The organism is Dokdonella fugitiva (assembly GCF_004342425.1).
GTDB lineage: Bacteria > Pseudomonadota > Gammaproteobacteria > Xanthomonadales > Rhodanobacteraceae > Dokdonella_A > Dokdonella_A fugitiva.
In genome coordinates this window covers 124197-147885 of record NZ_SLWQ01000005.1, presented here as the reverse complement: position 1 = coordinate 147885, position 23689 = coordinate 124197, and the positions used below count along the sequence as shown (strand labels likewise).

Genomic DNA, 23689 nt, shown 5'->3' with positions numbered 1-23689 from the left:
GGTCGGTGGCCTGTGACCGCCCCGGACAGGTGTTCCGCGGTACATGGAGCGAAAAGCCATCGTCGTCACGGCGAAAGCCGGGACCTGGCGTCTTTTTCCATCCCAGCTGTCGCGGCGTTCGGTGTATGGGCTGTGGCCGCGCGCGCATGGAGGCGTGCTTGCCTGCGGCTCGCGCACTTTTGCCCGCCGCCAGGGTGATCGGAATCTCGCGACGACGCCGGGCGCGCGAAAGAAGCCCGGCGCGCCGGAACCCGGGCGCCCTCGCCCACATTGACACGAACAGCAGGATTCCGGCTTTCGCCGGAATGCCGGCGGTTGCTCGCTGCCGAATGCGAGCCGGGATGAGCGCAGCCTGCGCTCACTTCATGCGGTAGGTGATGCGGCCCTTGGTGAGGTCGTACGGGGTCATTTCGACCTTGACCTTGTCGCCGGTGAGGATGCGGATGTAGTTCTTGCGCATGCGGCCGGAGATGTGCGCGGTCACCACGTGGCCGTTCTCGAGCTTCACGCGGAACATCGTGTTCGGAAGGGTCTCGAGGATCGAGCCTTCCATTTCGATGACGTCGTCTTTGGACATTGGTTCCCGATATGGCCGGGCGTCAGGCCCGGAAAGGCGCGCGATTCTGCCACGATCGGGCCGCTGCGGGAAGCGAAAATGTCCGCAACCCGCGCATTGCAGCGGATTCAGCGGGCCAGGTCGGCGGGCTGCAGCGGCGGGAAACGCTCGCGCCAGGAGCCGTCGAGGCCCGGTTGTACGGCCAGGTCGGCGACGGCCGCGCAGAACGCGGCGCGCGGCATTTCGCGCGCGCCCAGCGTGAACAGATGGCCGGAGGCGACCTGCGCGTCGAGCAGCGGCCAGCCCCAGGCGTCCATCGCGCGGCACAGCGCGAGCAGGGCGACCTTCGAGCCGTTCGTCGCCCCGCTGAACATCGATTCGCCGTAGAACATGCGGCCGATCGCCACGCCGTAGATGCCGCCGACCAGGCGGTCGCCGTCCCACGCTTCGACCGAGTGCGCATGCCCGAGCGCATGCAGCGCGGTGTAGGCGGCGAACATGTCGCCGGTGATCCAGGTCCCGTGCTCGTGCCGGCGCGGGGCCGCGCACGCGCGCACGACGTCGGCGAAAGCGGTGTCGGCACGGATGCGCCAGTTGCAACTGCGCAGCCAGCGCGCGAGCCGGCGCGGAACATGCATGGCTCGCGTGTCGAACACCGTACGCAGGGATGGCGACCACCAGAGGATCGGCTGGCCGTCCGAATACCAGGGGAAGATGCCGTGGCAGTACGCCGAGAGCAGGCGGTCGGGTGCGAGGTCGCCGCCGGCGGCGAGCAGACCGTCCGGATCGTCGAGTGCCCGCTCGACGGGCGGAAACGCCAGGTCGCCGTCGCGCAGCCAGGGGATTTTCATCGTCTGCGGCCAGGAATGTGACGCGTTTCACAAATCGTCGGCACGTGTGCTAGCTTCCGGCCGCTTCTCAAAAGGGGGGCTCCAAATGTACAGCGATACGCCGTCGTGCCTCATCCGCTGCGCCTTGGGGCGGGTCCGCACCCTCGCGCTGGGCCTCGCGTGCGTTTTACCGATGGCGGCAGGCGCCACTCCGCCCGGCTGGAGCACGGCCGTTCCCGTGACGATCATCGAGGAAAGTGGGGTGGACCTTGCCGACTACCAGGTGCGGCTCGTCGTCGACACGGCCAGCCTCATCGGCGCCGGCGAGATGAAGCCCGACGCCAGCGACCTGCGCTTCGCGACCGACTTCGAGGGCAGCAACCCGATCGGCTACTGGATCGAGGGCGGCGTCGGCACCGCATCGACCGTGGTCTGGATCAAGGGGCCGTCGTTGCCCGCGTCGAGCGCCACCGGCGTATGGATGTTCAGCGGCAATCCGGGTGCGCGACGGCTTCGACCTCGGCGGCGCGGGCTGCCCCACGCATTGAAGATCCAGCGCGCAGGCGACAGCCGCGGCAGCGGTTGTCGCCGCTTCAATCCGATCCGTGCGGCTGCGCGTACGGCGAGTGTGCGAGGAGGTCGCTGCGATAGTCCTCGAGCGCGATCGCCTCGCGCTGCAGGGCCGCGGCGATCGCCGCCCGGAAACGCGTATCGGCGATCCAGTGGAACGAGCGCGTGCGCGTCGGCAGGAAGCCGCGCGCGAGCTTGTGCTCGCCCTGCGCGCCGGGTTCGAAGGTGTCCAGGCCTTCGCGCAGGCAGTAATCGATCCCCTGGTAGTAGCACGCTTCGAAATGCAGGCCGGGAACCTGTTCGCGGCAGCCCCAGTAGCGCCCGTACAGCGTGTCCCGGCTGCGCAGCATGAGGCTGCCGGCGACGAGGCGGTCGCCGCGGCGGCACAGCACCGCGACGACATTGCGTGGCATCGTCGCGCGGAGATGGTGGAAGAACGCGAGCGTGAGGGCAGGGTAGTTGCCCTTGTCCTCGAATGTCGCGAGGTAGAAGTCGTGCAATGCCTGCCATTCGTGCTCGTCGAGTTCGTCGCCGTGGCGGATTTCGCAGGTGACGCCCGCGCGCGCGACCTGCGCCCGTTCCTGGCGGATGTTCTTGCGCTTCTTGCGCGTCAGCGCGGCGAGGTAATCGTCGAAATCCCGCCAGCGCGTGCCGTCGGTCGCATTGCGCCAGTGGAACTGCCAGTCGAAGCGCGCCAGCCAGTCGCTGCCGGCGAACGCGCCCGTCTCCGCGGGTGCGGCGAAATTGAGATGCGCGGACGACAGCGCGAGTCGCTGCGCCTCGTTGCGGATCGCCGCAACGAGTCCGCGGCGCAGGACATCGGCATCCGCGCCGATGCCGACGAGCAGGCGCGCGCCGCCGACCGGTGAATACGGCACCGCGCACAGGAGCTTGGGGTAGTACTCGAAGCCATGGCTCGCATACGCGTGCGCCCAGCTCCAGTCGAACACGAACTCGCCGTGCGAGTCGTACTTGAGGTAGAGCGGCGCCGCCGCGACGAGGCGATCGCCGTCGTACAGGCCGAGATGGTGCGGCTGCCAGCCGTTGCGCACGGTCGCGCAGCCATGCGCCTCGAGCCCCGACAGGAAGGCATGGGCGAGGAACGGGCTGTCGTCAGCGCGCAGTGCGTCCCACTGCGCGGCGGGAATGTCACGCAACCCCGCGTGGAAGCGCGCCTTCATGTCCGCCGGCTCACGCTGAAGACGAAGATCGAAGACTGAAACATGAAGGACACGGAGAAAATGGAAGGAAGAGTGTTCGACCTTCGTGCCCTTCGTGTCCTTCGTGGTTCATTCTCTTCTTCGCGCTGGAGCAGGCAGGTCAGCCCTTGTCGAGGAACTTCTCGGCGTCGAGCGCGGCCATGCAGCCGAAGCCGGCCGAGGTGACCGCCTGGCGGTAGACCTGGTCGGCGACGTCGCCCGCGGCGAACACGCCCTGCACGCTGGTCGCGGTGGCGGCGCCATCGAGGCCGGTGCGGATCACGATGTAGCCGTTCTTCATCTCGAGCTGGCCGTCGAAGATCGACGTGTTGGGCGTGTGGCCGATCGCGATGAACGCGCCGCTGACCGCGATCTCGCGTTTGCTGTCGTCGATGGTGCTGCGCAGGCGCAGGCCGGTGACGCCGGCATCGTCACCGAGCACTTCGTCGACTGCGTGGTTCCAGATGATCTCCACCTTGCCGGCGCGCTCCTTCTCGAACAGCTTGTCCTGCATGATCTTTTCGGCGCGCAGCTTGTCGCGCCGGTGCACCAGCGTGACCTTGCGGCAGATGTTGGAGAGGTAGAGCGCTTCCTCGACCGCGGTGTTGCCGCCGCCGATCACCGCGACGTCCTGTTCGCGGAAGAAGAAACCGTCGCAGGTCGCGCAGGCGGACACGCCCTTGCCCTTGTAGTGCTCCTCGGAGCGGATGCCGAGGTACTTCGCGGTTGCGCCGGTCGCGATGATGAGCGCGTCGCAGGTGTACTCGCCGGCGTCGCCCTTGAGACGGAACGGGCGCTGCGAGAGGTCGGTGCTGTGGATGTGGTCGAACACCATCTCGGTATTGAAGCGCTCGGCGTGCTCGGCCATGCGCCGCATGAGGTCCGGGCCCTGCAGGCCCTCGACGTCGCCGGGCCAGTTGTCGACGTCGGTCGTCGTCATGAGCTGGCCGCCCTGGGCGAGGCCGGTGATGAGGGTCGGCTTGAGGTTCGCGCGCGCGGCGTACACCGCTGCGGTGTAGCCGGCGGGGCCGGAGCCGAGAATGATCAGTCGCGAGTGCTTGGCAGTGCTCATGTATAATCCGGGCCGCTTTCGAGGCGACCGACTCGTGGCGTTTTTCCGTACACCGGCGCATCGATCGATGCGCCCGGCGATTCCGATTCCTCGCTCGTCGACGCGCCGCCTGCGGCGGCCGTCGTGCGGGAGACCGGAGAATGGAGGGAACGCGTGCACGATTCAAGGCGCCCGCGTTCCCCAACGACTCCGGCAATACTCTCTTTCGAGGAACCTGCAATGCGTATCGGTGTGCCTTCGGAAACCAAGACCCTGGAAGGGCGCGTCGCGCTCGTGCCGGCTGCCTGCGCCGATCTCGTGCGCCGCGGCCACGAGGTGTACGTGCAGGCCGGGGCCGGCCTGAAGAGCGGCTTCAAGGACGAGGACTACACGCGCGTCGGCGTGAAGATCGCCGCGACCGCGAAGAAGCTGTACGACGTCGGCGAACTCATCGTGAAGGTGAAGGAGCCGATCGCGGGTGACCTCAAGCTGTTGCGCGAGGAGCATCTGCTGTTCTGCTACCTGCATCTCGCTCCGGAGCCGAAGCTGACCAAGGCGCTGCTCGACATCGGCCTCACCGGCGTCGCGTTCGAGAGCGTGCAGGAAGACGACGGCTCGCTGCCGCTCCTCGCGCCGATGTCGATCATCGCCGGCCGCATCGCGACCCAGATCGGTACGCACCTGCTGCACCAGCCGGCCGGCGGCAAGGGCAAGCTGCTCGGCGGCCTGCCGTCGACCGAGCGCGGCAAGGTCGTCGTGCTCGGCGCCGGCGCCGCGGGCGGCAATTCCGCCGCGCTCGCCGCCGCGATGGGCGCGAACGTCGTCGTGTTCGACAAGCGCCAGGACCGCCTCGCGCAGATGATGGCGCTCGGCAGCAACGTGACCGCGCTGTATCCGTACGAGGAATACGTCGCGCGCGAAGTGCGCGACGCGGACCTCGTCATCGGCGCCGTGCTGATCCCGAGCGCGAAGGCGCCGCACGTCGTCACGCGCAAGATGGTCAAGTCGATGGAGCCGGGTTCGGTGCTCGTCGACATCTCGATCGACCAGGGCGGCTGCTTCGAGACGTCCAAGCCGACGACCTACGCCGAACCGACCTACCAGGTCGACGGCGTCACCCACTTCTGCGTGACCAACATGCCGGGTGCGGTGCCGCAGACCTCGTCGCAGGCGATCTGCGCGGCGATCCTGCCGTATGTGCAGCGCCTGGCGTCGGACAAGAACTGGAAGAAGTTCGAGCCGCTCAAGCGCGGCATCAACGTCGAGGGCGGCAAGATCGTCCACCCGGCGCTGAAGGGCTGAGCGGGCCTGCTATTCTGCGCGGGCGGCCGCCCGCGCAGGTTGCGCTGCCGCTGGAATTCCAGTCAAAACAGTGGCCTGTCCAAGGAACTTCAGGTAAATTCTCCTGGTGGCGCGCACGATCAAACCCGCAAGACCCACGCCGCGGCTCGACGAGCACTGGCACAAGCGCCTGCGCGAAGCCGGCTTCCTCCTCCTGCTGCCGGTCGCGATCTACCTGTTCGCCTGCCTGGCGAGCTACGACAAGGATGACCGCGCCTGGTCGCATGCCGGCGACCCATCGCGGCCGATCCACAACTTCGGTGGCGCCTTCGGCGCGTGGATCGCCGATCTCGTGTTCTACCTGATCGGCCTCGTCGCCTACGCCTTCCCGGTACTGCTGCTCGTCGTCGGCTGGGTCGTGCTGCGCGGCGCCGTGCGCGAGGAACGTTCGCCGCTCGAACCGACCCTGCGGCTGATCGGTTTCGTCGCGTTCTTCGTCGCCGCCCCCGGCCTCGCGTTCCTGCAGGGCTCGGGCCCGAGCATGTTGCCGTCCGGCCGCGGCGGCATCCTCGGCCATCTCGTCGGCGGCAGCCTCCTCGGCAGTTTCGGGCCGCTCGGCGCCGGGCTGTTCCTGCTGGCGCTGCTGCTCGTCGCGATCACGCTCGCGACCGGGCTGTCGTGGTTCAAGCTCATGGACGGCATCGGCCGCTTCCTGCTCGGCGCGGGAGCCGGCGTGGCCGACCGCATGAAGCGCGCGGAGGACTGGAACGCGGCGCGCGAGGCGCGCGCCGAGCGCGAGGTCGTGCGCAAGATCGAGACGGTCAAGCAGGCCAGGCGCGAGCCGATCCGCATCGAACCGGTCGTCGCGCCGATCGAGAAGAGCGAGCGCGCGCACCGCGAGACGCAGATCCCGCTGTTCTCGGGCGCCGCCGATCCTGGCCAGTTGCCGCCGCTGTCGCTGCTCGACGAGCCGCGCCAGCAGGTCAAGGGCTATTCGGAGGAGACGCTCGAGGCACTGTCGCGCCAGGTCGAGCTCAAGCTCAAGGATTTCCGCATCGAGGCGCAGGTCGTCGGCGTGTTCCCCGGGCCCGTCATCACGCGCTTCGAGATGCAGCCGGCCCCCGGCATCAAGGGCAGCCAGATCTCGACGCTCGACAAGGACATCGCGCGCGGCCTGTCGGTGACCAGCGTGCGCGTCGTCGACGTGATCCCGGGCAAGTCGGTGATCGGCCTCGAGATCCCGAATGCGAACCGCGAGATCGTCTACCTTTCCGAGATCCTGCGCTCGGACAAGTACGACGCGCTGAAGTCGCCGCTCGCGCTCGCGCTCGGCAAGGACATCGGCGGCAAGCCGGTGGTCGTCGACCTCGCCAAGATGCCGCACCTGCTCGTCGCCGGCACGACCGGCTCGGGCAAGTCGGTCGCCGTCAACGCGATGGTGCTGAGCCTGCTGTACAAGTCGAGCGCGAAGGACGTGCGCCTGATCATGATCGACCCGAAGATGCTGGAACTCTCGGTCTACCAGGGCATCCCGCACCTGCTCGCGCCGGTCGTCACCGACATGAAGGAGGCCGCCAACGCGCTGCGCTGGTGCGTCGCCGAGATGGAACGGCGTTACAAGCTCATGTCCGCGGTCGGCGTGCGCAACCTCGCCGGCTTCAACAAGAAGGTCAAGGACGCCGAGGACGCGGGCCAGCCGCTGCTCGATCCGCTGTTCCGGCCCGATGCGTCGCAGCCCTCGCGCGTCGCCGAGCCGCTGCAGCCGCTGCCGTACATCGTCGTCATCATCGACGAGTTCGCCGACATGATGATGATCGTCGGCAAGAAGGTCGAGGAACTCATCGCGCGCCTGGCGCAGAAGGCGCGCGCGGCCGGCGTGCACCTCGTCCTCGCGACGCAGCGCCCGTCGGTCGACGTCATCACCGGCCTGATCAAGGCGAACATTCCCACCCGCATCGCGTTCCAGGTGTCGAGCAAGATCGATTCGCGCACGATCCTCGACCAGTCCGGCGCGGAGACGCTGCTCGGCCACGGCGACATGCTCTACCTGCCGCCCGGCACCGCGATGCCCGAGCGCGTCCACGGCGCCTTCGTCGACGACCACGAAGTGCACAAGGTCGTCGACTGGCTGCGCCAGCAGGGCGAACCCGATTACATCGAAGGCGTGCTCGAGGAAGTGCAGTCGCTCGGCAACGGCCAGGTCATCAGCGAGACCGGCCTGCCGCAGGATGCCGGCGACGGCGAAGGCGGCGAGGACGCGCAGCTCTACGACAAGGCGGTCGCGATCGTGACCAAAACCCGACGCGCATCGATCTCCGGCGTGCAGCGCCACCTGCGCATCGGTTACAACCGCGCCGCGCGCCTGATCGAGCAGATGGAACGCGACGGCGTCGTCAGCGCGCCCGAGCACAACGGCAACCGCACCGTGCTCGCGCCACCGCCACCGGGCGATTGAGCCGGCTCCGATTCATCCGTCGCGCGCATAATCGCGCGCCGTGATCCACTCGACGACGACCTCCATGCGCCTGATCGCCGCCCTCGCAGCCCTCACCCTGGCCACCCAGGCCGTCGCCGCCGACAGCGCGCGCGCGCGCATGGAGGCGTTCTCCAGGGGCCTGCACGCGGTGAGCGGCCGCTTCAGCCAGTCCGTCACCGATGCCAATGGCCATCGCGGCGACGCATCTCGCGGCACGCTCGCGCTGGAAGCGCCGCGCCAGTTCCGCTGGGAGACGCTCGCGCCGTACCAGCAGACGATCGTCGCCGACGGCGCCAAGGTGTGGGTCTACGAACCGGACCTCGAGCAGGTGTCGGTGCGCAACCAGAGCGCCGCCGAGGCGCACAGCCCGCTCACCGTGCTGACCGACCTGTCGCAGCTGGACAGCCAGTTCACCGCGTCCGAATCCGGCGAGCACGACGGACTCGCCTGGCTGCGCCTGGCTTCGAAGGCGAAGGAGCCGGAGTTCGAATACGCCGAACTCGGTTTCGACGCGGCATCGTTGCAGCGCATGCGCTTCAAGGACCAGCTCGGCAACGTCACCGAGATCCGTTTCTCCGACTGGAAGCGCAACCCGGCCTTGCCCGCGGACGCGTTCCGCTTCACGCCGCCCGAAGGCGTCGACGTCGTCGGCGACGTCAAGCCGGACGCCGAAGTAATGCCGCTGCGCGACTGAGCCGGCGGGCATCCCGCGAGCGATGCCCGATGGCTTCGCCTGCCACTCCGGCGCGCTCGACGATGGGAGCCGGCTGCTACGATACGCGGCCCATGCCGCGGCCGGCCGTCGCGGTGACGCAACGGAACATGCCATGACGCACGACGGTGCACGCAGCCTGATCGAAGCCTACTACGCCGCCTTCAACCGCGCCGACTGGAACGCGATGCTCGACTGCCTCGCCGACGACGTCGTGCACGACCTCAACCAGGGCGCGCGCGAACACGGCCGCGGTGCATTCCGCGCGTTCCTCGCGCGCATGGACCGCTGCTACGAGGAGCAACTGCGCGACATCGTCGTGCTCGCGGCGAGCGACGGCACGCGCGCCGCTGCCGAGTACGTCGTGCACGGCCGCTACAAGGCGGACGACGAGGGCCTGCCGCCCGCCCGCGACCAGCGCTACGTGCTGCCCGGCGGCGCCTTCTTCGACCTGCGTGATGGCCGCATCGCGCGCGTGACGAACTACTACAACCTGCAGGACTGGCTGCGCCAGGTCGGCGCTTGACTCGCACCCGGATCATCGGCGCCGGACCCGCCGGGCTGATGGCCGCGGAGACCGCTCGCGCCGCTGGCGTCGACGTCGATGTCTACGAGCGCATGGGCTCGGTCGGCCGCAAGTTCCTCATCGCCGGCAAGGGTGGGCTCAACCTCACCCATTCCGATCCGTTCGAGCGGTTCGTGTCGCGCTACCGCGATCGCGCCGGCGAGATCCGCGCATGGCTGCAAGCCTTCGATGCCGACGCGTTGCGCGCGTGGGCGCGTGGACTGGGCGTCGGGACTTTCGTCGGCACTTCGGGACGCGTGTTCCCGCTCGACCTCAAGGCGGCGCCGTTGTTGCGCGGCTGGGTGCGGCGCCTGCGTGCGAGCGGCGTGCGTTTCCACGTCAACCACGACTGGCGCGGCTGGGATGAACGCGGTGCACTGCGCTTCGTCACCGACGATGGCGAGCGCGTGGTCGATGCCGATGCGGTCGTGCTCGCCTGCGGTGGCGGCAGTTGGCCCGTGCTGGGTTCCGACGGACGCTGGGTCGCGCCCCTCGCGGCACGCGGTGTCGCGATCGCGCCGCTGCAGCCGTCGAACTGCGGCTTCGACGTCGCCTGGAGCGCGCATTTCGCCGCGCGCCATGCCGGCGATCCGGTCAAGCCGGTCGTGGTCGAATGCGAGGACGCCGACGGCAGGGTGCATCGGCGCCAGGGCGAGTTCGTCGTCAGCTCCCACGGCATCGAAGGCAGCCTCGTCTACGCCTACAGCGCGCTGCTGCGCGACACGATCGCGGCGCGCGGCCAGGCGACGATCCGCCTCGATCTCGCGCCCGGCCGCGATGCCGAACGCCTCGCGCGCGATCTCGCGCGACCGCGCGGGCGCCGCTCCGCCGGCGAACACCTGCGTCGCACCGCAGGCGTCGACGGCGTCAAGGCAGGTTTGCTCTACGAAGTGCTGGGCAAGGACGGCGTCGGCGATCCGGCGACCGTCGCCGCGACGCTGAAGGCACTGCCGCTGACCCTGCTGCGCGCGCGTCCGCTCGAAGAAGCGATCAGCACCGCCGGTGGCGTGCGCTTCGACGCCCTCGATGCGCAGCTGATGCTGCGCGATCTCCCCGGCGTTTTCTGCGCAGGCGAGATGATCGATTGGGAAGCACCGACCGGTGGCTACCTGTTGACCGCATGCTTCGCGAGTGGTCGCATCGCCGGCGCCGCGGCCGCGGGCTGGTGCTCGCGCGCGAGCAGCGATACCGTTTCCACATGAGCCAGATCGAAATCCAGGCCCTCGCGGGCCCCGATGTCGCGCGCCACCTCGACGCCGTCGCCGCACTGCGCATCGCCGTGTTCCGCGACTGGCCATACCTCTACGAAGGCGACCTCGACTACGAGGCGACGTACCTCGCCGCCTACGCGGCGTCGCCCGAGAGCGTCTTCGTGCTCGCCTTCGACGGCGCGCGCGTCGTCGGCGCGTCCACCGGCATTCCGCTCGCGCACGAGACGGCGGCGTTCATCGAGCCGTTCGTCGCGCGCGGGATCCCCGCCGCCGACGTGTTCTATTTCGGCGAATCCGTGCTGCTGCCGGAGTTCCGCGGCCGCGGCCTCGGCCATCGCTTCTTCGACGAACGCGAACGGCACGCGCGGCGACTCGGCCGGTTCCGCATGACCGCGTTCTGCGCGGTCGAGCGTGATGCGGGCGATCCGCGTTGCCCACCGGGCCATCGCGGCAACGACGCGTTCTGGAGCAAGCGCGGCTACCGGCGCCAGGACGACATGTTCTGCCACCTCGACTGGCCCGAAGTCGGCGCCGGCGAGGCCAGTTCGCACGCGCTTCGATTCTGGCTGCGACCGCTGGAGTCCGCATGAGCCTGCGCGTCGCGGTGGCGCAGTACCGGATCGGGGAGCCGGCCGATTTCGCCGCGTTCGCCGCGCGCGTCGCCGCGCGCGTCGACATCGCCGCGCGCGCGGGCGCGCAATGCGTCGTCCTGCCCGAGTACCTCGCGCTCGAGGCCGCGGCTGCGCAACCCGGCGACGTGCGCGCCGACTTCGTGCGCTCGCTCGAGGCATTGCAGGGCGTGCGCGCCGACTACGAGGCGCTCGCGCGCGAGCTCGCGCGCCGCCATGCAATCCACCTCGTCGCGGGCACGTTCATCACGTCGTGCGGCAACGGCCGCTATCGCAACCGCGCCTGGCTCGCGACGCCCGAGGGCCGTCTCGCGTTCCAGGACAAGCTGACCCTGACCGGCTTCGAGCGCGCGAGCGGCGTGATCGAAGCCGGCGACGTGCTCAAGGTGTTCGAGACCGGGCTCGGTCGCATCGCGATCGACGTCTGCTACGACATCGAGTTCCCGTTGTACGCGCGCGCGCAGGCCGAGGCCGGCGCGAACCTGCTGCTCGTGCCGAGTTGCACCGACACCGAGGCGGGCGCGAATCGCGTGCGCATCGGCTGCCAGGCACGCGCGCTCGAGAACCAGGCGTTCGTCGCCTGCGCGGTCACCGCCGGCATCGCCGACTGGAGCCCGGCGCTCGATTGCAACACCGGCATCGCCGCCGTGTACACGCCGGTCGATCGAGGGTTCCCGGCCGACGGCATCGCCGCCGCGGCGACGGATGGCGGAGACTGGGCCATGGCCGACGTCGACCTCGACGCGCTCGCCGCCGCGCGCCGCGAAGGACAGGTCGCGAACGCGACCGACTGGCCCGCGCAGCAGCGACCCGCGCTCGCTCGCGCGCGCGTCGAGCGCGCCTGAGCCGGGCGTCGACGGCATCGCGCCGGGGTGCGCCTCTTGCGCAACGCGGTTCGCGTCACCATAGCGCAGGCGTGGACGCCACGATCGACATCGGCCTCGCGCGCGCCGACGAAGCGTCGGCGATCGCCGTGCACTCGCGCGACCTCGTCGAGCACGGGCTCGACTGGCGCTGGAAGCCCGGCCGCTTGCGGCGAGCGATCGCCGCAAGGGACACCAACGTCGCGGTTGCGCGCCACGACGGCCGGCTCGCCGGATTCGGCGTCATGCAGTACTTCGACGAAGAAGCGCACCTGTGCCTGCTCGCGGTACTCCCTGCCTGGCAGCGCCGCGGCATCGGGGCCGCGCTCGTGGGCTGGCTCGAGACCGCGGCGCTCGAGGCAGGCATCGGCGTGATCCGCCTCGAGGCGCGCCGGCGCAACGCCGTGGCGCGCGCGTTCTACCGACGCCTCGGCTACGACGAAGTCACGCTGTCCACCGGATACTACGCGCCGGACGAAGATGCGGTGCGCCTCGCGAAGGACCTCTGGCTCGCCCCGCCGGGGTAGGCTCAGGAGCGCAGCGCGGGCGAATCCCAGCCCGGCCGAGGCGAGAAGCGCGCGCCGTACTTGCTCGCGAGCGCCTCCAGCCGCGCCTTCAGCGCGTCGGCTCCGGTATCACGCACGTGCTTGATCGGGCCGCCGCGGAACGGGGCGAAGCCGGTGCCGAAGATCACGCCCGCATCGAGCAGGTCGGCGTCGTCGACGACGCGATCGTGCAGGCAGGCCACGGCCTCGTTGAGGAGCGGCAGGACGAGGCGATCCTCAAGGTCGTCCGGCGCGACGTAGCTCGGATCGACTTCGGGTTTCTGCGGCTTGCCGTCCTTCCAGATGTAGAATCCTTCGCCATCCTTCTTGCCGCGCTTGCCGCCCTTGACGAGTTCGTCGAGGCCGGGCGGGATGTCGAGGCCGAGGAAGGGCCCGAGTTCGGCGCCGACCGACGCCGCGACGTCGAGGCCGACCGTGTCGATGAGTTCGATCGGGCCCATCGGCATGCCGAACTTCTTCGCGGCGCGATCGATGACCGGGCCCGGCACGCCTTCGCTGTACGCGCGCGCGGCCTCGAGCATGTACGGCATGAGGATGCGGTTGACGAGGAAGCCGGGGGTGCCGGCGACCGGCACCGGCAGCTTGTCGAGGGCCTTGCAGAACGCGAGCGCGCGTTTTTCGGCGGCAGCGTCGAGCTGGTCGTGGCGCACGATTTCCACCAGCGGCATCAGCGCGACCGGGTTGAAGTAGTGCAGGCCGAGGAAGCGCCCCGGCTGCTGCACGGTCGTGCGCAGCTCGGCGAGCGGGATGCTCGAGGTATTGGTCGCGAGCAGCGCGCCGGGCTTCATCTTCGGCTCGGTCGCGCGGTAAAGCGCTTCCTTCGCCTCGGCATTCTCGTAGATCGCCTCGATCGCGAGGTCGGCGTCGGGGATACCGCTGCCCTCGACATCCGCCTTGAGTCGGGCGAGCGCCAGCGCGACGCGCTCGGCGGTCTTGAGCTTCTTCGTGAACAGGTCCTTCGCGCGGTCGAGCGCGGGCTGCACGTACTTCATCTCGCGATCCTGCAGGGTCACGTCGAAGCCGCGCAGTGCGCACCATGCGGCGATGTCGCCGCCCATGACGCCGGCGCCGACCACATGCACGTGCTTGATGCCGTGCTCGGCGCCGCCGGCGAGGCCCTTGAGGCGTTCCTGCAGGAAGAACACGCGGATCAGGTTATGCGCGGTCGGCGTTGCGGCAAGCTTCGCGACCGCGCGCGCCTCGAGCTTGAGCCGCTGCACGAGGCTGGAGCCGCCGCGTCGCCAGGTCTCGATCAGGGCGAACGGCGCGGGATAGTGTTCCTTGCGCACTTTCGCCGCGGTCTGCTTGACGAGGATCGGCGCGAGGATCTGCCGCGCCAGCCAGGTATTGGTCGCCCACGCGGTCGCGCGCTGCTTGAACGGACGGCTGCGCGGATGACGGACGAGCTCCTTGGCCGCTTCGACGAGCAGTTCCGGCGAGGTGAGCGTGTCGACGAGGCCAATCGCCTTCGCGTTCTCGGCCGACGCCGTGCGTCCGGTCAGCATGAGTTCGAGCGCGGCCGGCGCGCCGACCAGGCGCGGCAGGCGTGCCGAGCCGCCCCAGCCGGGGAAGATGCCGAGCTTGACCTCGGGCAGGGCGATGCGCGTCGACGGGTCGCGCGAGGCGACCCGCTGGCGGCAGGCGAGGGCGAGTTCGGTGCCGCCGCCCATGCACACGCCGTGGATCGCCGCGACGGTCGGACAGGGCAGGCGACCCAGGCGCAGGAAGACGCGCTGGCCGTTCTCGAGCGCGTCCTGCACCGTGCCGTTCTTCCCGAAGCCCTCGAATTCCTTGATGTCGGCGCCGACGATGAAGCCGTTCGCCTTGGCCGAGCGCACGATCACGCCCCTGGGCGGCTCGATGGCGAGGCGCTCGACGATCTCGGACAGCTCGTCGAGCACGGCGCGCGACAGCGCGTTGACCGAGCTGCCGGCGCGGTCCAGCGTCAGCACCACGATGCCGTCGGCGTCGCTCGCCGTCTGCCAATGCTGGAAACGCAGGCCTTCGAACATGACCGGCTCCGGGAGCGTACTGGGGGACGGCTATAATCCGGGCAAGCCGTGCATCGGGTCAATCCAGCATGGGCAAGGAGTTGCGGAACACACTTGCGGTACGATCACAGCAGGGAGCACGGCGGGGACCTGCGCCGGCCGACCTGCCGCGCACGCGCGCGGCCGTCGCGCTCCGGCGATTCGTCAGGGGAACGTGTGATCGACAACAAAGCTGAACTGCCGGTCGTCCAGAAGCTGCTCGATCGCATCGTGCAGTCGGCGCAGCACATCGTGGCGCTGCAGACGTCGAGCGTCGCGGACACGGTGGCGCAGATGCGCGTGCTGGCGATGCGCGGCGGCACGTCGATCTACGCCTGGGATCCGGACGGCGGCCTCGCCTCGCTGCGCGAGAGCGGCATGCACGTGCCCGGCTCCAAGCGCATGTCCGACGCGTTGCGCTACGTGCTGCAGAGCATGCACTTCGGCATCTACCTGTTCGTCGACTATGAACCGCACCTCAAGCCGGCCGACGTGCTGCTGCTGCGACGCATTTCGCGCACGCCGACCAGCAACGAGCGCAAACTCGTGTTCGTCAGCGGCCGCAACGAGCTGCCGGAGGAACTGGACGGGATGTACGACCGCCTCGCGGTGGAGAGCGAGCTCCACCGCACGCTGCGCCTGCGCGACGGACGCTGGGTCACATGAACAGCCCGGTCGTCGAGGCGCGCGGGGGCGCATTGATCGTCGCGGCCGATCGCGAGGATCGCCGCGTGCTGTTCGACGCGCTCGACGCGCAGGCGTTCGAGGAAATCTATTCCGCTCGGGACATCGGGCAGGCGCGCGGCTTCCTCGCGCCCGAGCTCGACATCGACCTCGTGCTGCTCGAGTTCGGCGAGGACCCGACCGAGGCGCTCACGTTCTGCGAAGAACTGCGCCAGCACGCGCGGCGCGACCTGCCGGTGATCGGCATCCTCGGCAGCCGTGGCGGCAGCTGGCGCGACGGCCGCCTTCCGGCCGGCCTGATCGAATGGATCGCGCGCCCGGTCAAGCCGGACGATGCGCTCGCGCGGATCAAGGTCGCGCTCGCCGCGCGCAGCGCCGGCACCGCGCGCAGCCAGCATGCGTCGGGCGGCGACCGCTACCAGTTCGCCTTCGACGGCAGCCTCGACGAGCTCGCGATCGTCGACCCGGCGAGCGGTCGCATCCTCGAGGTCAACGCGACGTTCGTGCAGCGCTCGGGCTATCCGCGCGCGCAGATCCTCGCCGGGCGCATCGACGGCTTCGACCTCGTTCTCTCCGCCGAGCGCCGCGAGGAGATCGCGCGCAGGCTCGAGCGCGACGGCAGCGTGCACGTGCGCGCGCGCAAGCCGCGCGCCGACGGCGGCAGCTACCCGGTCGACCTGCACGTGCGCCTCGCGGTGCAGGAGGGGCGCGTCGTCCACTTCTACCTGTTCCGCGAGATCGAGGAACTGAGCCGGCACCAGGAAGCCCTCGTGGCGCTGCTGCGCATGGCGCAGGGCGGCTCGCACGACCACGCCGAGACGGCGCTGCGCTGCCTCGTCGACTGGCTCGCGCTCGACTACGCCGCATTCGTCGAGGCGCCGGCCGAGCAGGCGCCCGAGCCGCAGGCGCTCGCGGTGTTCCGCCGTCTGGAGGACAGCGAGGGACCGGATCCGCTGCGCGAGGTGAACCTGCGCCACGTGCTCGACGGCAACGAGATCCTGCAGGCATCCGGTGCCTGGCGCAGCGCGGGTGCGGATGCCTCGGTGCGCGAGCACCGCTACGAATGCGTGATCGGCCTGCCGCTGTACGGTGAACGGCAGACCTGCCTCGGCGCGCTCATGATGGCGCGCCGCGAGCCCCTCGTGCTCGATGCGGCGGTGATCGCCGGCATGCGGGTGGTCGCGCATTCACTCGCCAGCGAACTGGACCTGCGCCATGCGCGCGCGCAGGGGCGCGCGATCGGCCTGCGCGACCCGCTGACCGGCCTGCCGAACCGCCTGCTGTTCAACGACCGCCTCAATTCCGCGATCAACGAGGCGCACCGCACGAGCGAGATGTTCGCGGTCGTGTTCGTCGACCTCGACCGCTTCAAGAACATCAACGACTCGCTCGGCCACGCGGTCGGCGACCAGGTGCTCGCCGCGGTCGCCAAGCGCCTGCGTGCGAGCGTGCGCAGTTCCGACACCGTCGCGCGCTACGCCGGCGACGAATTCACCTTGATCCTGCGCCACATCGTGCAGCGCGAGGACGTCGTGCGCATCGCCGAGAAGATCGTGCGCGCGATGGAGGCGCCGCTGCAGCTCGCCGGCGGCCTCGAGCTGAGCATGACCGCGTCGCTCGGCCTCAGCTTCTACCCCGACGACGCGACCGACGCCGAACGCCTGCTCAAGCACGCCGACGTCGCGATGTACTCGGCCAAGGGCATGGGACGCAACAACTTCCAGGCCTACGTCGCGGTGCCCGAGGAATCGCACCAGCAGCGCCTCGCGCTCGAGGCGAAGCTGCGCCAGGCCGAGCGCAACGGCGAGCTGCGCGTGTTCTACCAGCCGCAGCTCGACGGCCAGACCGAGGACATCGTCGGCATGGAGGCGCTGATCCGCTGGGAGCACCCCGAGCTCGGCATGATCAGCCCCGGCTTCTTCATCCCGCTGGCCGAGGAGTCGGGCCTGATCATCCCGATCGGCGAATGGATCCTGCGCGCGGCCTGCCGCGACACGCGCCGCTGGCAGCTGCAGCACGGGCTGCCGCTGCGCATCGGCGTGAACCTGTCGCCGCTGCAGCTGCGCCAGCCCAACCTCGTCCAGGTCGTCGCCGACGTGCTCAAGGAAACGGGCCTCGATCCGCACCTGCTCGACCTCGAGGTCACCGAGAGCATCAACGTCAAGTCGATCCCGAACCTGCTCGAGACGTTGCATGGACTGCGCGGCCTCGGCTGCGGCATTTCCATCGACGACTTCGGCACCGGCCAGTCCTCGCTGGACTACATCAAGCGCTTCCCGGCCGACCGCATCAAGATCGACCAGGCGTTCGTGCGCAACATCGGCGTCGATCCCGACGACGAGGCGATCGTGCGCGCGACGATCTCGATGGCGCACAATCTCAACCGCGAGGTCGTTGCCGAGGGCGTCGAGATCGAGCAGCATCTGGATTTCCTCCGCGCCGAAGGGTGCGAGGTGCTGCAGGGCTTCCTGTTCTGCCGGCCGCTGCCCGCGGCCAGCTTCGAGGCCCTGCTGCAGGAACGTGCCCGCTTGCTAGGGCGGGTCGCCGCGCCGGTCGCGCGCGCCTGACGGCGGCGGGACGGAACTATTCGCGCCGGTCGCGGTCGAGGGTGGCATGCCCGAACGCGCCGGCAAACAGGGAGAAAGGCCCGGATGGGCGAAAGCGACTCGGACCAGGCGCTCGTCGAACGCGTCCAGCAGGGCGACAAACGCGCGTTCGATCTCTTGGTCAGGAAGTACCAGCACAAGCTGGTCAGCGTCATTTCCCGCTATGTCAACGACTGGAGCGAGTGCCAGGACGTGGCGCAGGAGGCGTTCGTGCGCGCGTACCGGGCGATCGGCTCGTTCCGCGGCGACGCCCAGTTCTACACCTGGATCTACCGGATCGCGATCAACACCGCCAAGAACTGGCTGGTCTCCCAGGGTCGGCGCCCGCCGACCGAGGACGTGGCGGTCGAGGACGCGGTCCAGTACGACGGCGCGGCGCGCCTGCACGAGTCGGCCACGCCGGAACGTGAACTCATGCGCCAGGAAATTGAACGAACCGTGTTCACCACGGTCGAACAGTTGCCGGAAGAGCTGCGCACCGCGATCACGTTGCGCGAGGTCGACGGTTTGAGTTACGAGGAGATCGCGGAAGCGATGAATTGCCCGATCGGAACGGTCCGTTCGCGCATCTTCCGCGCTCGCGAGGCGATCGACGAGCAATTGCGTCCGCTGTTGTCGGAGGAAGGCAGGACCTCATGAACGAGCACATCGACGAACAGTTGTCGGCCCTGATGGACGGCGAACTCGAGCGCGACCAGACGCGCTTCGTGCTGCGCCGGGCTTCGGCCGACACCGCGCTGCCCCTGCGCTGGGAGCGCTATCACGTCACGCGCCAGGTGCTGCGGCGGCAGGACGTCGTGGTGCTCCGCCACGGCTTCGCCGACACGGTGATGGCGCGTATCGAGTCCGAGGCGGCCGTGCGCCCGCGCGCGGGCGGCCAATGGCTGCGCTGGGGCGCGGGAGGCGCGATCGCGGCCTCGGTCGCCGTCGCGGCGCTCGTGGTGACGCGCCCGGCCCCGGTGCCGGGCGAGGCGCCCGCAGTCGCGGCGGCACGCCCCGCCACGCTGCCCGGGCCGACGATCGCAGCGGCTCCGGCCGCAGCGAGCACGGCCCCCGCCGTGTCCGCCTTGCCCGAGGTGCGACCGCCTTTGCTGCTGCCGAACGCGCCCGCCGATGCCTCGCCGGTCAGTTTCGGCGGCGAGAGTGGCCAGGTCGTCGTGCTGGACCCGCGCCTGCAGTCCTACCTGGTGCGCCATTACCAATCCGTCGGCAGCGGTGGCCAGGCCGGCTTCGTGCCGTACGTGCTGCTGGCGTCGCCGCAGAACTCCGCCGAGGCCGTGCAGCCGGCTGCGGTCGGCGCGCAGGACCGTTGAGCCGGGCGCGGGGCGGGAGCCGGTCCAGCATCGCCATGGCGGATGAGGGACGGCGCGTGACGCCGCTGCGTACAGCCTTCGTCGCCGCGCTGGGCCTGTTCGCGTGCATCGCACGCGCCGAACCGCCAGCCCCGCCGCAGGCGCTCGTGCGGATGTACGACGCGATCCGCCAGCTCGACTACGAAGGCTCGTTCGTCTACACGCGCGGCACGCAAGTCGACGCGCTGCGCATCTTCCATGCCGCGGGCACCGTGGAACGCGCACGCCTGGTCGGTCTCAACGGCGCGCGCAGCGAGGTCGTGCGCGACGGGGCGACCGTGACCTGCGTGCAGGGCGCCGCGCCGACGATGCTGTTCCACGAACCGGGTGCGCAACTGCTGCCGCTGCTGCCGGACGTGCGCGCGGCGGTGACCGGGCGCTACTACGCCCTCGCCGCGGCAGGGAGCGACCGCGTCGCGGGTTACCGGGTGCATCGCATCGATGTGGTTCCGCGCGACGGCTATCGCTATGGCTATCGCCTCTGGCTCGAGGACGACAGTGGCTTTCCGCTGCGCTCGGCCGTCGTCGATGCGAACCATCGCGCGCTCGAGGAGTACATGTTCGTCACGCTCGACATCGGCGCGCGCCCCGGCGAGAGCGATCTCGCCGCGGGGCGGGGGACGATGGTCGCCGCGCCCGGCGACGAGCCCGCGCTCGGCACGCCGCGCTGGCGCGTCGCCGACCCGCCACCCGGTTTCACGCTCCGTCGTACGCATGCGCCCCCGGGTGGCGCCGAACACCAGCTGTACACCGACGGCGTGGCGAATGTCTCGATCTACATCGAGCCGGGCGCGGGCGGCGGGCGTGCCGACCAGCGCCTCGATCGTGGCATGCTCGGCATCTATTCGCACGAGGCGGGCGGGCTGCGCTTCACCGCGATCGGCGACGTTCCGCGCGTCACGCTGGAGCGCATGGTCCGCTCGCTGCAGCCAGTTGCCCCCGCGCGCTGAAGCGATGCTGAAACGCTCGGGACTGCGCGGAACTTCGGCGCGCCGGGGGCGTCAATAGCGCAGTCGGACGCCCGCTTCGATCGGGGCGCGCCGGAATCGAAATCCCAGGAGGCCATTGACATCATGACGATCCTTTCAAGGAGTGAACGACGCTCCCTGTCGCGCCGGGCGGCGGTGCCGCTGTTCGCGTTCGCATTCGCCGCGAACGTGCCGGCGATGGAGCTGCCGGACTTTTCCGGCCTGGTGGAGCGCTACGGCCCGGCCGTGGTGAACGTGCAGGCGAGCGGCAACCCCGACGCGCAGGCGCAGGACTCCCTCGACCAGCAGGACGTGCCGGAGATCTTCCGGCGATTCTTCGGGCCGATCCCGCAGCCGCGCGAGCGCGGCATGCGCGTGTCGATGGGCTCGGGCTTCATCATTTCCCCGGACGGCTACGTGCTGACGAACAACCACGTCGTCGACGGCGCGGACGAAGTGACCGTGCGCCTGTCCGACCGGCGCGAGCTCGACGCGAAGGTCGTCGGCACCGACGCCCAGTACGACATCGCCTTGCTCAAGCTCAATGCGACCGGCCTGCCGGTCGTCAGCATCGGCGACTCGAAGGCGGTGAAGGCCGGCCAGTGGGTCGTCGCGATCGGCTCGCCGTTCGGCTTCGACCATTCGGTCACCGCCGGCATCGTCAGCGCGGTCGGCCGCCAGTTCGGCGGCGCGGACCAGCAGTACGTGCCGTTCATCCAGACCGACGTGCCGATCAACCGCGGCAATTCCGGCGGCCCGTTGTTCAATCTCAACGGCCAGGTCGTCGGCATCAATTCGCAGATCTTCTCCAACACCGGTGGCTTCATGGGCGTGTCGTTCGCGATCCCGATCGACATCGCGATGAATGCGGTCGAGCAGATCAAGACGACCGGCCGCGTCAGCCGCGGCATGATCGGCGTGCAGATCCAGAACGTCGACCGCGAGCAGGCCAAGGCGCTCGGCTTGCCGCGCAGCGGTGGCGCCCTCGTCAACAAGGTCACGCCGGGAAGCGCGGCCGACAAGGCGGGCGTGCAGGTCGGCGACGTCATCCTCGGTTTCGCCGGCCACGAGATCGCGATGTCGGCGGACCTGCCGCCGCTGGTCGGCTCGAGCAAGCCGGGCAGCAAGGCCGACCTGTCGATATGGCGCGAAGGCAAGACGATCACGATTCCGGTCACGGTCGGCGAGCTGCCGGCCGACAAGGATGCGCTCGCCGGCGTGCGTGGCGGCGCGCCGGCGGCCGCTGCGGGCAATCCGCTCGGCATCGTCGCCGAAGACCTCACCGCCGAACAGCGCAAGCAGCTCGGCATAACCGACGGACAGGGCGTCGTCGTCACGCGCATCACCGGCGCGGCGGCACGCCGCGCCGCGCTCGCCCCGGGCGACGTGATCCTCATGGTCGGCCGCAAGCCGGTGAAGTCGGTCGCCGACCTCAACGCGAGCCTGAAGGACGCCAAGCCCGGCGAGTCGGTCATGCTGCTCGTGCGCCGGGACGAGCAGACGCAGTTCCTCGCATTGACCGTGCCTCCGGCCGGCAAGGGATGACCCCGCACCCGTGCGAGGGTGGAATGACGGACGGGGCCGCGCGGCCCCGTTCGTTCGTCCGGGACCTGCGGACGCGGCGGGCCGGTTTCTGCGATAATCCGGCGATTGTGCCGACCGCTCGCCCGCAGCCGCAACCCGAATGCAACACATCCGCAATTTCTCGATCATCGCCCACGTCGACCATGGCAAGTCCACGCTCGCCGACCGCATCATCCAGCTCTGCGGAGGCCTGAGCGAGCGCGAGATGGAAGCGCAGGTGCTCGACAACAACCCGATCGAGCGCGAGCGCGGCATCACGATCAAGGCGCAGTCCGTCTCGCTGCCGTACAAGGCGAAGGACGGCACGACCTACCAGCTCAATTTCATCGACACCCCGGGCCACGTCGACTTCAGCTACGAAGTGAGCCGTTCGCTCGCCGCCTGCGAGGGCGCGTTGCTGGTGGTCGACGCGGCGCAGGGCGTCGAGGCGCAGTCGGTCGCCAACTGCTACACCGCGGTCGAAATGGGCCTCGAAGTCGTGCCTGTGCTCAACAAGATCGACCTGCCGACCGCCGACATCGACAAGGTGAAGGAGGAGATCGAGGCCGTCATCGGCATCGATGCGACCGAAGCGATCGCGATCAGCGCGAAGACCGGCCTCAACGTCGGCGACGTGCTCGAGGCGATCGTCGCGCGCATCCCCGCGCCCAAGCCGCGTGACACCGACCGCCTGCAGGCGCTCATCATCGATTCGTGGTTCGACAACTACCTCGGCGTCGTCTCGCTCGTGCGCGTGATGCAGGGCGAGATCCGCCCTGGCGACAAGCTGCTCGTGATGTCGACCGGGCGCAGCCACGAGGTCGACCAGGTCGGCGTGTTCACGCCCAAGCGGCTGGTCAAGGACGCGCTGCGCGCGGGCGAGGTCGGCTGGGTCACCGCCTCGATCAAGGACGTGCACGGCGCGCCGGTCGGCGACACCCTGACGCAGGCCGGCAAGCCGGCCGAAACGCCGCTGCCCGGCTTCCGCGAGATGCAGCCGCGCGTGTTCGCCGGCCTGTTCCCGACCGCCGCCGACGACTACCCGAAACTGCGCGAGGCACTCGAGAAGCTCAAGCTCAACGACGCCGCGCTGCGCTTCGAACCGGAGAACTCCGAGGCGATGGGCTTCGGCTTCCGCTGCGGCTTCCTCGGCCTGCTGCACATGGAGATCATCCAGGAGCGGCTCGAGCGCGAGTACGACCTCGACCTCGTGACGACCGCGCCGACCGTGATCTACGAGGTGCTGAAGACCGACGGCAGCGTGATGTCGCTCGACAACCCGGCCAAGCTGCCGGCGGCGCAGTACGTCGAGGAGATCCGCGAGCCGATCATCGTCGCCAACATCCTCACGCCGCCCGACCACATCGGCAACGTGATCAAGCTGTGCGAGGAAAAGCGCGGAGTGCAGCGCTCGATCCATTACATGGCGAGCCAGGTGCAGATCAGCTACGAGCTGCCGCTGGCCGAGGTGGTGCTCGACTTCTTCGACAAGTTGAAGTCGGTGTCGCGCGGCTACGCCTCGATGGAGTACCACTTCGAACGCTTCCAGGCCGGTCCGCTCGTGCGCGTGGACGTGCTCATCAACGGCGACCGCGTCGATGCCCTGAGCCTGATCCTGCATCGGTCGAGCGCCGACCGCCGCGGCCGCGAGCTGGTCGAGAAGATGAAGGACCTGATCCCGCGCCAGCAGTTCGACGTGGCGATCCAGGCCGCGATCGGCGCGCAGATCATCGCGCGCTCGACGGTGAAGGCGCTGCGCAAGAACGTGCTCGCGAAGTGCTACGGCGGCGACGTCACGCGCAAGCGCAAGCTGCTGGAGAAGCAGAAGGAAGGCAAGAAGCGCATGAAGCAGGTGGGCAGCGTGGAGATTCCGCAGGAAGCCTTCCTCGCCGTGTTGCAGATGGACAAATAGAAAGCCGGGATTGGAGATTCGGGATTCGAGATCCGGCAGGCGCGCCTTGTCGAATCCCGAATCCC

General features: G+C 69.4%; 21 protein-coding genes and 1 pseudogene. 16 read left to right on the top strand and 6 right to left on the bottom strand.

The features are described 5' to 3' along the window. Positions 1-358: 358 nt before the first annotated feature. Positions 359-577 (bottom strand): translation initiation factor IF-1, encoded by a 219-nt coding sequence (infA, locus tag EV148_RS10745; protein ID WP_131997832.1) that lies wholly within the window; start codon positions 575-577, stop codon positions 359-361. Between the two features lie 107 nt (positions 578-684). After that, positions 685-1407 (bottom strand): leucyl/phenylalanyl-tRNA--protein transferase, encoded by a 723-nt coding sequence (gene aat, locus EV148_RS10740; protein ID WP_131997829.1) that lies wholly within the window; start codon positions 1405-1407, stop codon positions 685-687. Positions 1408-1492: 85 nt separating this feature from the next. Between aat and EV148_RS19150 the strand changes: the two are divergent. Continuing rightward, positions 1493-1834: pseudogene (locus tag EV148_RS19150) on the top strand (hypothetical protein); the annotation flags it as partial. On the opposite strand, the gene EV148_RS18920 reads toward EV148_RS19150, so the two are convergent. From EV148_RS18920 to trxB, 3 genes are all read right to left on the bottom strand, one after another. Next, positions 1777-1983, bottom strand: a complete 207-nt coding sequence (locus EV148_RS18920) for a hypothetical protein (protein WP_241988057.1) — start codon at positions 1981-1983, stop codon at positions 1777-1779. The pseudogene EV148_RS19150 and the gene EV148_RS18920 overlap by 58 nt on opposite strands. Beyond that, the gene (locus tag EV148_RS10730) at positions 1980-3137 is read right to left on the bottom strand and encodes a GNAT family N-acetyltransferase (protein WP_131997826.1); all 1158 of its coding nucleotides are present in this window, start codon (positions 3135-3137) and stop codon (positions 1980-1982) included. The genes EV148_RS18920 and EV148_RS10730 overlap by 4 nt, the downstream gene beginning before the upstream one ends. 139 nt (positions 3138-3276) lie before the next feature. Further along, positions 3277-4227 (bottom strand): thioredoxin-disulfide reductase, encoded by a 951-nt coding sequence (gene trxB, locus EV148_RS10725; protein WP_131997823.1) that lies wholly within the window; start codon positions 4225-4227, stop codon positions 3277-3279. 219 nt (positions 4228-4446) lie between these two features. Between trxB and ald the strand changes: the two genes are divergently transcribed. From ald to EV148_RS18505, 8 genes are all read left to right on the top strand, one after another. Further along, a complete protein-coding gene (ald, locus tag EV148_RS10720; RefSeq protein ID WP_131997820.1) occupies positions 4447-5508 on the top strand; it encodes an alanine dehydrogenase in 1062 nt (353 codons plus the stop codon). A gap of 106 nt (positions 5509-5614) precedes the next feature. Next, positions 5615-7942, top strand: coding sequence for a DNA translocase FtsK (locus EV148_RS10715; protein ID WP_131997817.1), 2328 nt, complete (start codon positions 5615-5617; stop codon positions 7940-7942). A gap of 64 nt (positions 7943-8006) precedes the next feature. Then, positions 8007-8657: an outer membrane lipoprotein periplasmic chaperone LolA gene (lolA, locus tag EV148_RS10710; RefSeq protein WP_131997814.1), complete on the top strand. Its 651-nt coding sequence runs from the start codon at positions 8007-8009 to the stop codon at positions 8655-8657. 133 nt (positions 8658-8790) lie between these two features. Beyond that, the gene (locus EV148_RS10705) at positions 8791-9201 is read left to right on the top strand and encodes a ketosteroid isomerase-related protein (RefSeq protein ID WP_131997811.1); all 411 of its coding nucleotides are present in this window, start codon (positions 8791-8793) and stop codon (positions 9199-9201) included. Beyond that, the gene (locus EV148_RS10700) at positions 9198-10442 is read left to right on the top strand and encodes a TIGR03862 family flavoprotein (RefSeq protein ID WP_277871140.1); all 1245 of its coding nucleotides are present in this window, start codon (positions 9198-9200) and stop codon (positions 10440-10442) included. The genes EV148_RS10705 and EV148_RS10700 overlap by 4 nt, the downstream gene beginning before the upstream one ends. Next, positions 10439-11041: a GNAT family N-acetyltransferase gene (locus EV148_RS10695; protein ID WP_131997808.1), complete on the top strand. Its 603-nt coding sequence runs from the start codon at positions 10439-10441 to the stop codon at positions 11039-11041. The genes EV148_RS10700 and EV148_RS10695 overlap by 4 nt, the downstream gene beginning before the upstream one ends. 2 nt (positions 11042-11043) lie before the next feature. Beyond that, positions 11044-11925 (top strand): carbon-nitrogen hydrolase family protein, encoded by an 882-nt coding sequence (locus tag EV148_RS10690; RefSeq protein WP_131998207.1) that lies wholly within the window; start codon positions 11044-11046, stop codon positions 11923-11925. Between the two features lie 71 nt (positions 11926-11996). Further along, positions 11997-12470, top strand: a complete 474-nt coding sequence (locus EV148_RS18505; protein WP_158287431.1) for a GNAT family N-acetyltransferase — start codon at positions 11997-11999, stop codon at positions 12468-12470. A 2-nt stretch (positions 12471-12472) separates the two neighbouring features. On the opposite strand, the gene EV148_RS10680 is transcribed toward EV148_RS18505, so the two are convergent. Further along, positions 12473-14521, bottom strand: coding sequence for a 3-hydroxyacyl-CoA dehydrogenase NAD-binding domain-containing protein (locus tag EV148_RS10680; protein ID WP_131997801.1), 2049 nt, complete (start codon positions 14519-14521; stop codon positions 12473-12475). Between the two features lie 195 nt (positions 14522-14716). Here EV148_RS10680 and EV148_RS10675 point away from each other — a divergent pair, with 195 nt between their 5' ends. From EV148_RS10675 to lepA, 7 genes are all read left to right on the top strand, one after another. Beyond that, positions 14717-15205: a hypothetical protein gene (locus EV148_RS10675; RefSeq protein WP_131997798.1), complete on the top strand. Its 489-nt coding sequence runs from the start codon at positions 14717-14719 to the stop codon at positions 15203-15205. Further along, complete coding sequence (locus EV148_RS10670; protein ID WP_131997795.1) at positions 15202-17790, top strand: EAL domain-containing protein; 2589 nt, start codon at positions 15202-15204, stop codon at positions 17788-17790. Before EV148_RS10675 ends, EV148_RS10670 begins: the two co-directional genes overlap by 4 nt. A gap of 84 nt (positions 17791-17874) precedes the next feature. Next, complete coding sequence (rpoE, locus tag EV148_RS10665; protein WP_131997792.1) at positions 17875-18468, top strand: RNA polymerase sigma factor RpoE; 594 nt, start codon at positions 17875-17877, stop codon at positions 18466-18468. Continuing rightward, positions 18465-19142, top strand: coding sequence for a sigma-E factor negative regulatory protein (locus EV148_RS10660; RefSeq protein ID WP_131997789.1), 678 nt, complete (start codon positions 18465-18467; stop codon positions 19140-19142). Before rpoE ends, EV148_RS10660 begins: the two co-directional genes overlap by 4 nt. A 35-nt stretch (positions 19143-19177) precedes the next feature. Next, on the top strand, positions 19178-20131 hold the full coding sequence (locus EV148_RS10655; protein ID WP_206750690.1) for a MucB/RseB C-terminal domain-containing protein: 954 nt from the start codon (positions 19178-19180) through the stop codon (positions 20129-20131). Positions 20132-20254: 123 nt separating this feature from the next. Next, positions 20255-21694: a DegQ family serine endoprotease gene (locus tag EV148_RS10650; protein WP_131997786.1), complete on the top strand. Its 1440-nt coding sequence runs from the start codon at positions 20255-20257 to the stop codon at positions 21692-21694. Positions 21695-21833: 139 nt separating this feature from the next. Next, entirely contained in the window at positions 21834-23624 is a 1791-nt protein-coding gene (gene lepA, locus EV148_RS10645) for a translation elongation factor 4 (RefSeq protein WP_131997783.1), read from the top strand. The last annotated feature ends 65 nt before the right edge of the window (positions 23625-23689 follow it).

Coding starts and splice junctions, on each gene's coding strand:
- infA (WP_131997832.1), bottom strand. CDS start 577: ATGTCCAAAGACGACGTCATCGAAATGGAAGGCTCGATCCTCGAGACC.
- aat (WP_131997829.1), bottom strand. CDS start 1,407: ATGAAAATCCCCTGGCTGCGCGACGGCGACCTGGCGTTTCCGCCCGTC.
- EV148_RS10730 (WP_131997826.1), bottom strand. CDS start 3,137: ATGAAGGCGCGCTTCCACGCGGGGTTGCGTGACATTCCCGCCGCGCAG.
- trxB (WP_131997823.1), bottom strand. CDS start 4,227: ATGAGCACTGCCAAGCACTCGCGACTGATCATTCTCGGCTCCGGCCCC.
- ald (WP_131997820.1), top strand. CDS start 4,447: ATGCGTATCGGTGTGCCTTCGGAAACCAAGACCCTGGAAGGGCGCGTC.
- lolA (WP_131997814.1), top strand. CDS start 8,007: ATGCGCCTGATCGCCGCCCTCGCAGCCCTCACCCTGGCCACCCAGGCC.
- EV148_RS10705 (WP_131997811.1), top strand. CDS start 8,791: ATGACGCACGACGGTGCACGCAGCCTGATCGAAGCCTACTACGCCGCC.
- EV148_RS10695 (WP_131997808.1), top strand. CDS start 10,439: ATGAGCCAGATCGAAATCCAGGCCCTCGCGGGCCCCGATGTCGCGCGC.
- EV148_RS10680 (WP_131997801.1), bottom strand. CDS start 14,521: ATGTTCGAAGGCCTGCGTTTCCAGCATTGGCAGACGGCGAGCGACGCC.
- EV148_RS10670 (WP_131997795.1), top strand. CDS start 15,202: ATGAACAGCCCGGTCGTCGAGGCGCGCGGGGGCGCATTGATCGTCGCG.
- rpoE (WP_131997792.1), top strand. CDS start 17,875: ATGGGCGAAAGCGACTCGGACCAGGCGCTCGTCGAACGCGTCCAGCAG.
- EV148_RS10660 (WP_131997789.1), top strand. CDS start 18,465: ATGAACGAGCACATCGACGAACAGTTGTCGGCCCTGATGGACGGCGAA.
- EV148_RS10655 (WP_206750690.1), top strand. CDS start 19,178: ATGGCGGATGAGGGACGGCGCGTGACGCCGCTGCGTACAGCCTTCGTC.
- EV148_RS10650 (WP_131997786.1), top strand. CDS start 20,255: ATGACGATCCTTTCAAGGAGTGAACGACGCTCCCTGTCGCGCCGGGCG.
- lepA (WP_131997783.1), top strand. CDS start 21,834: ATGCAACACATCCGCAATTTCTCGATCATCGCCCACGTCGACCATGGC.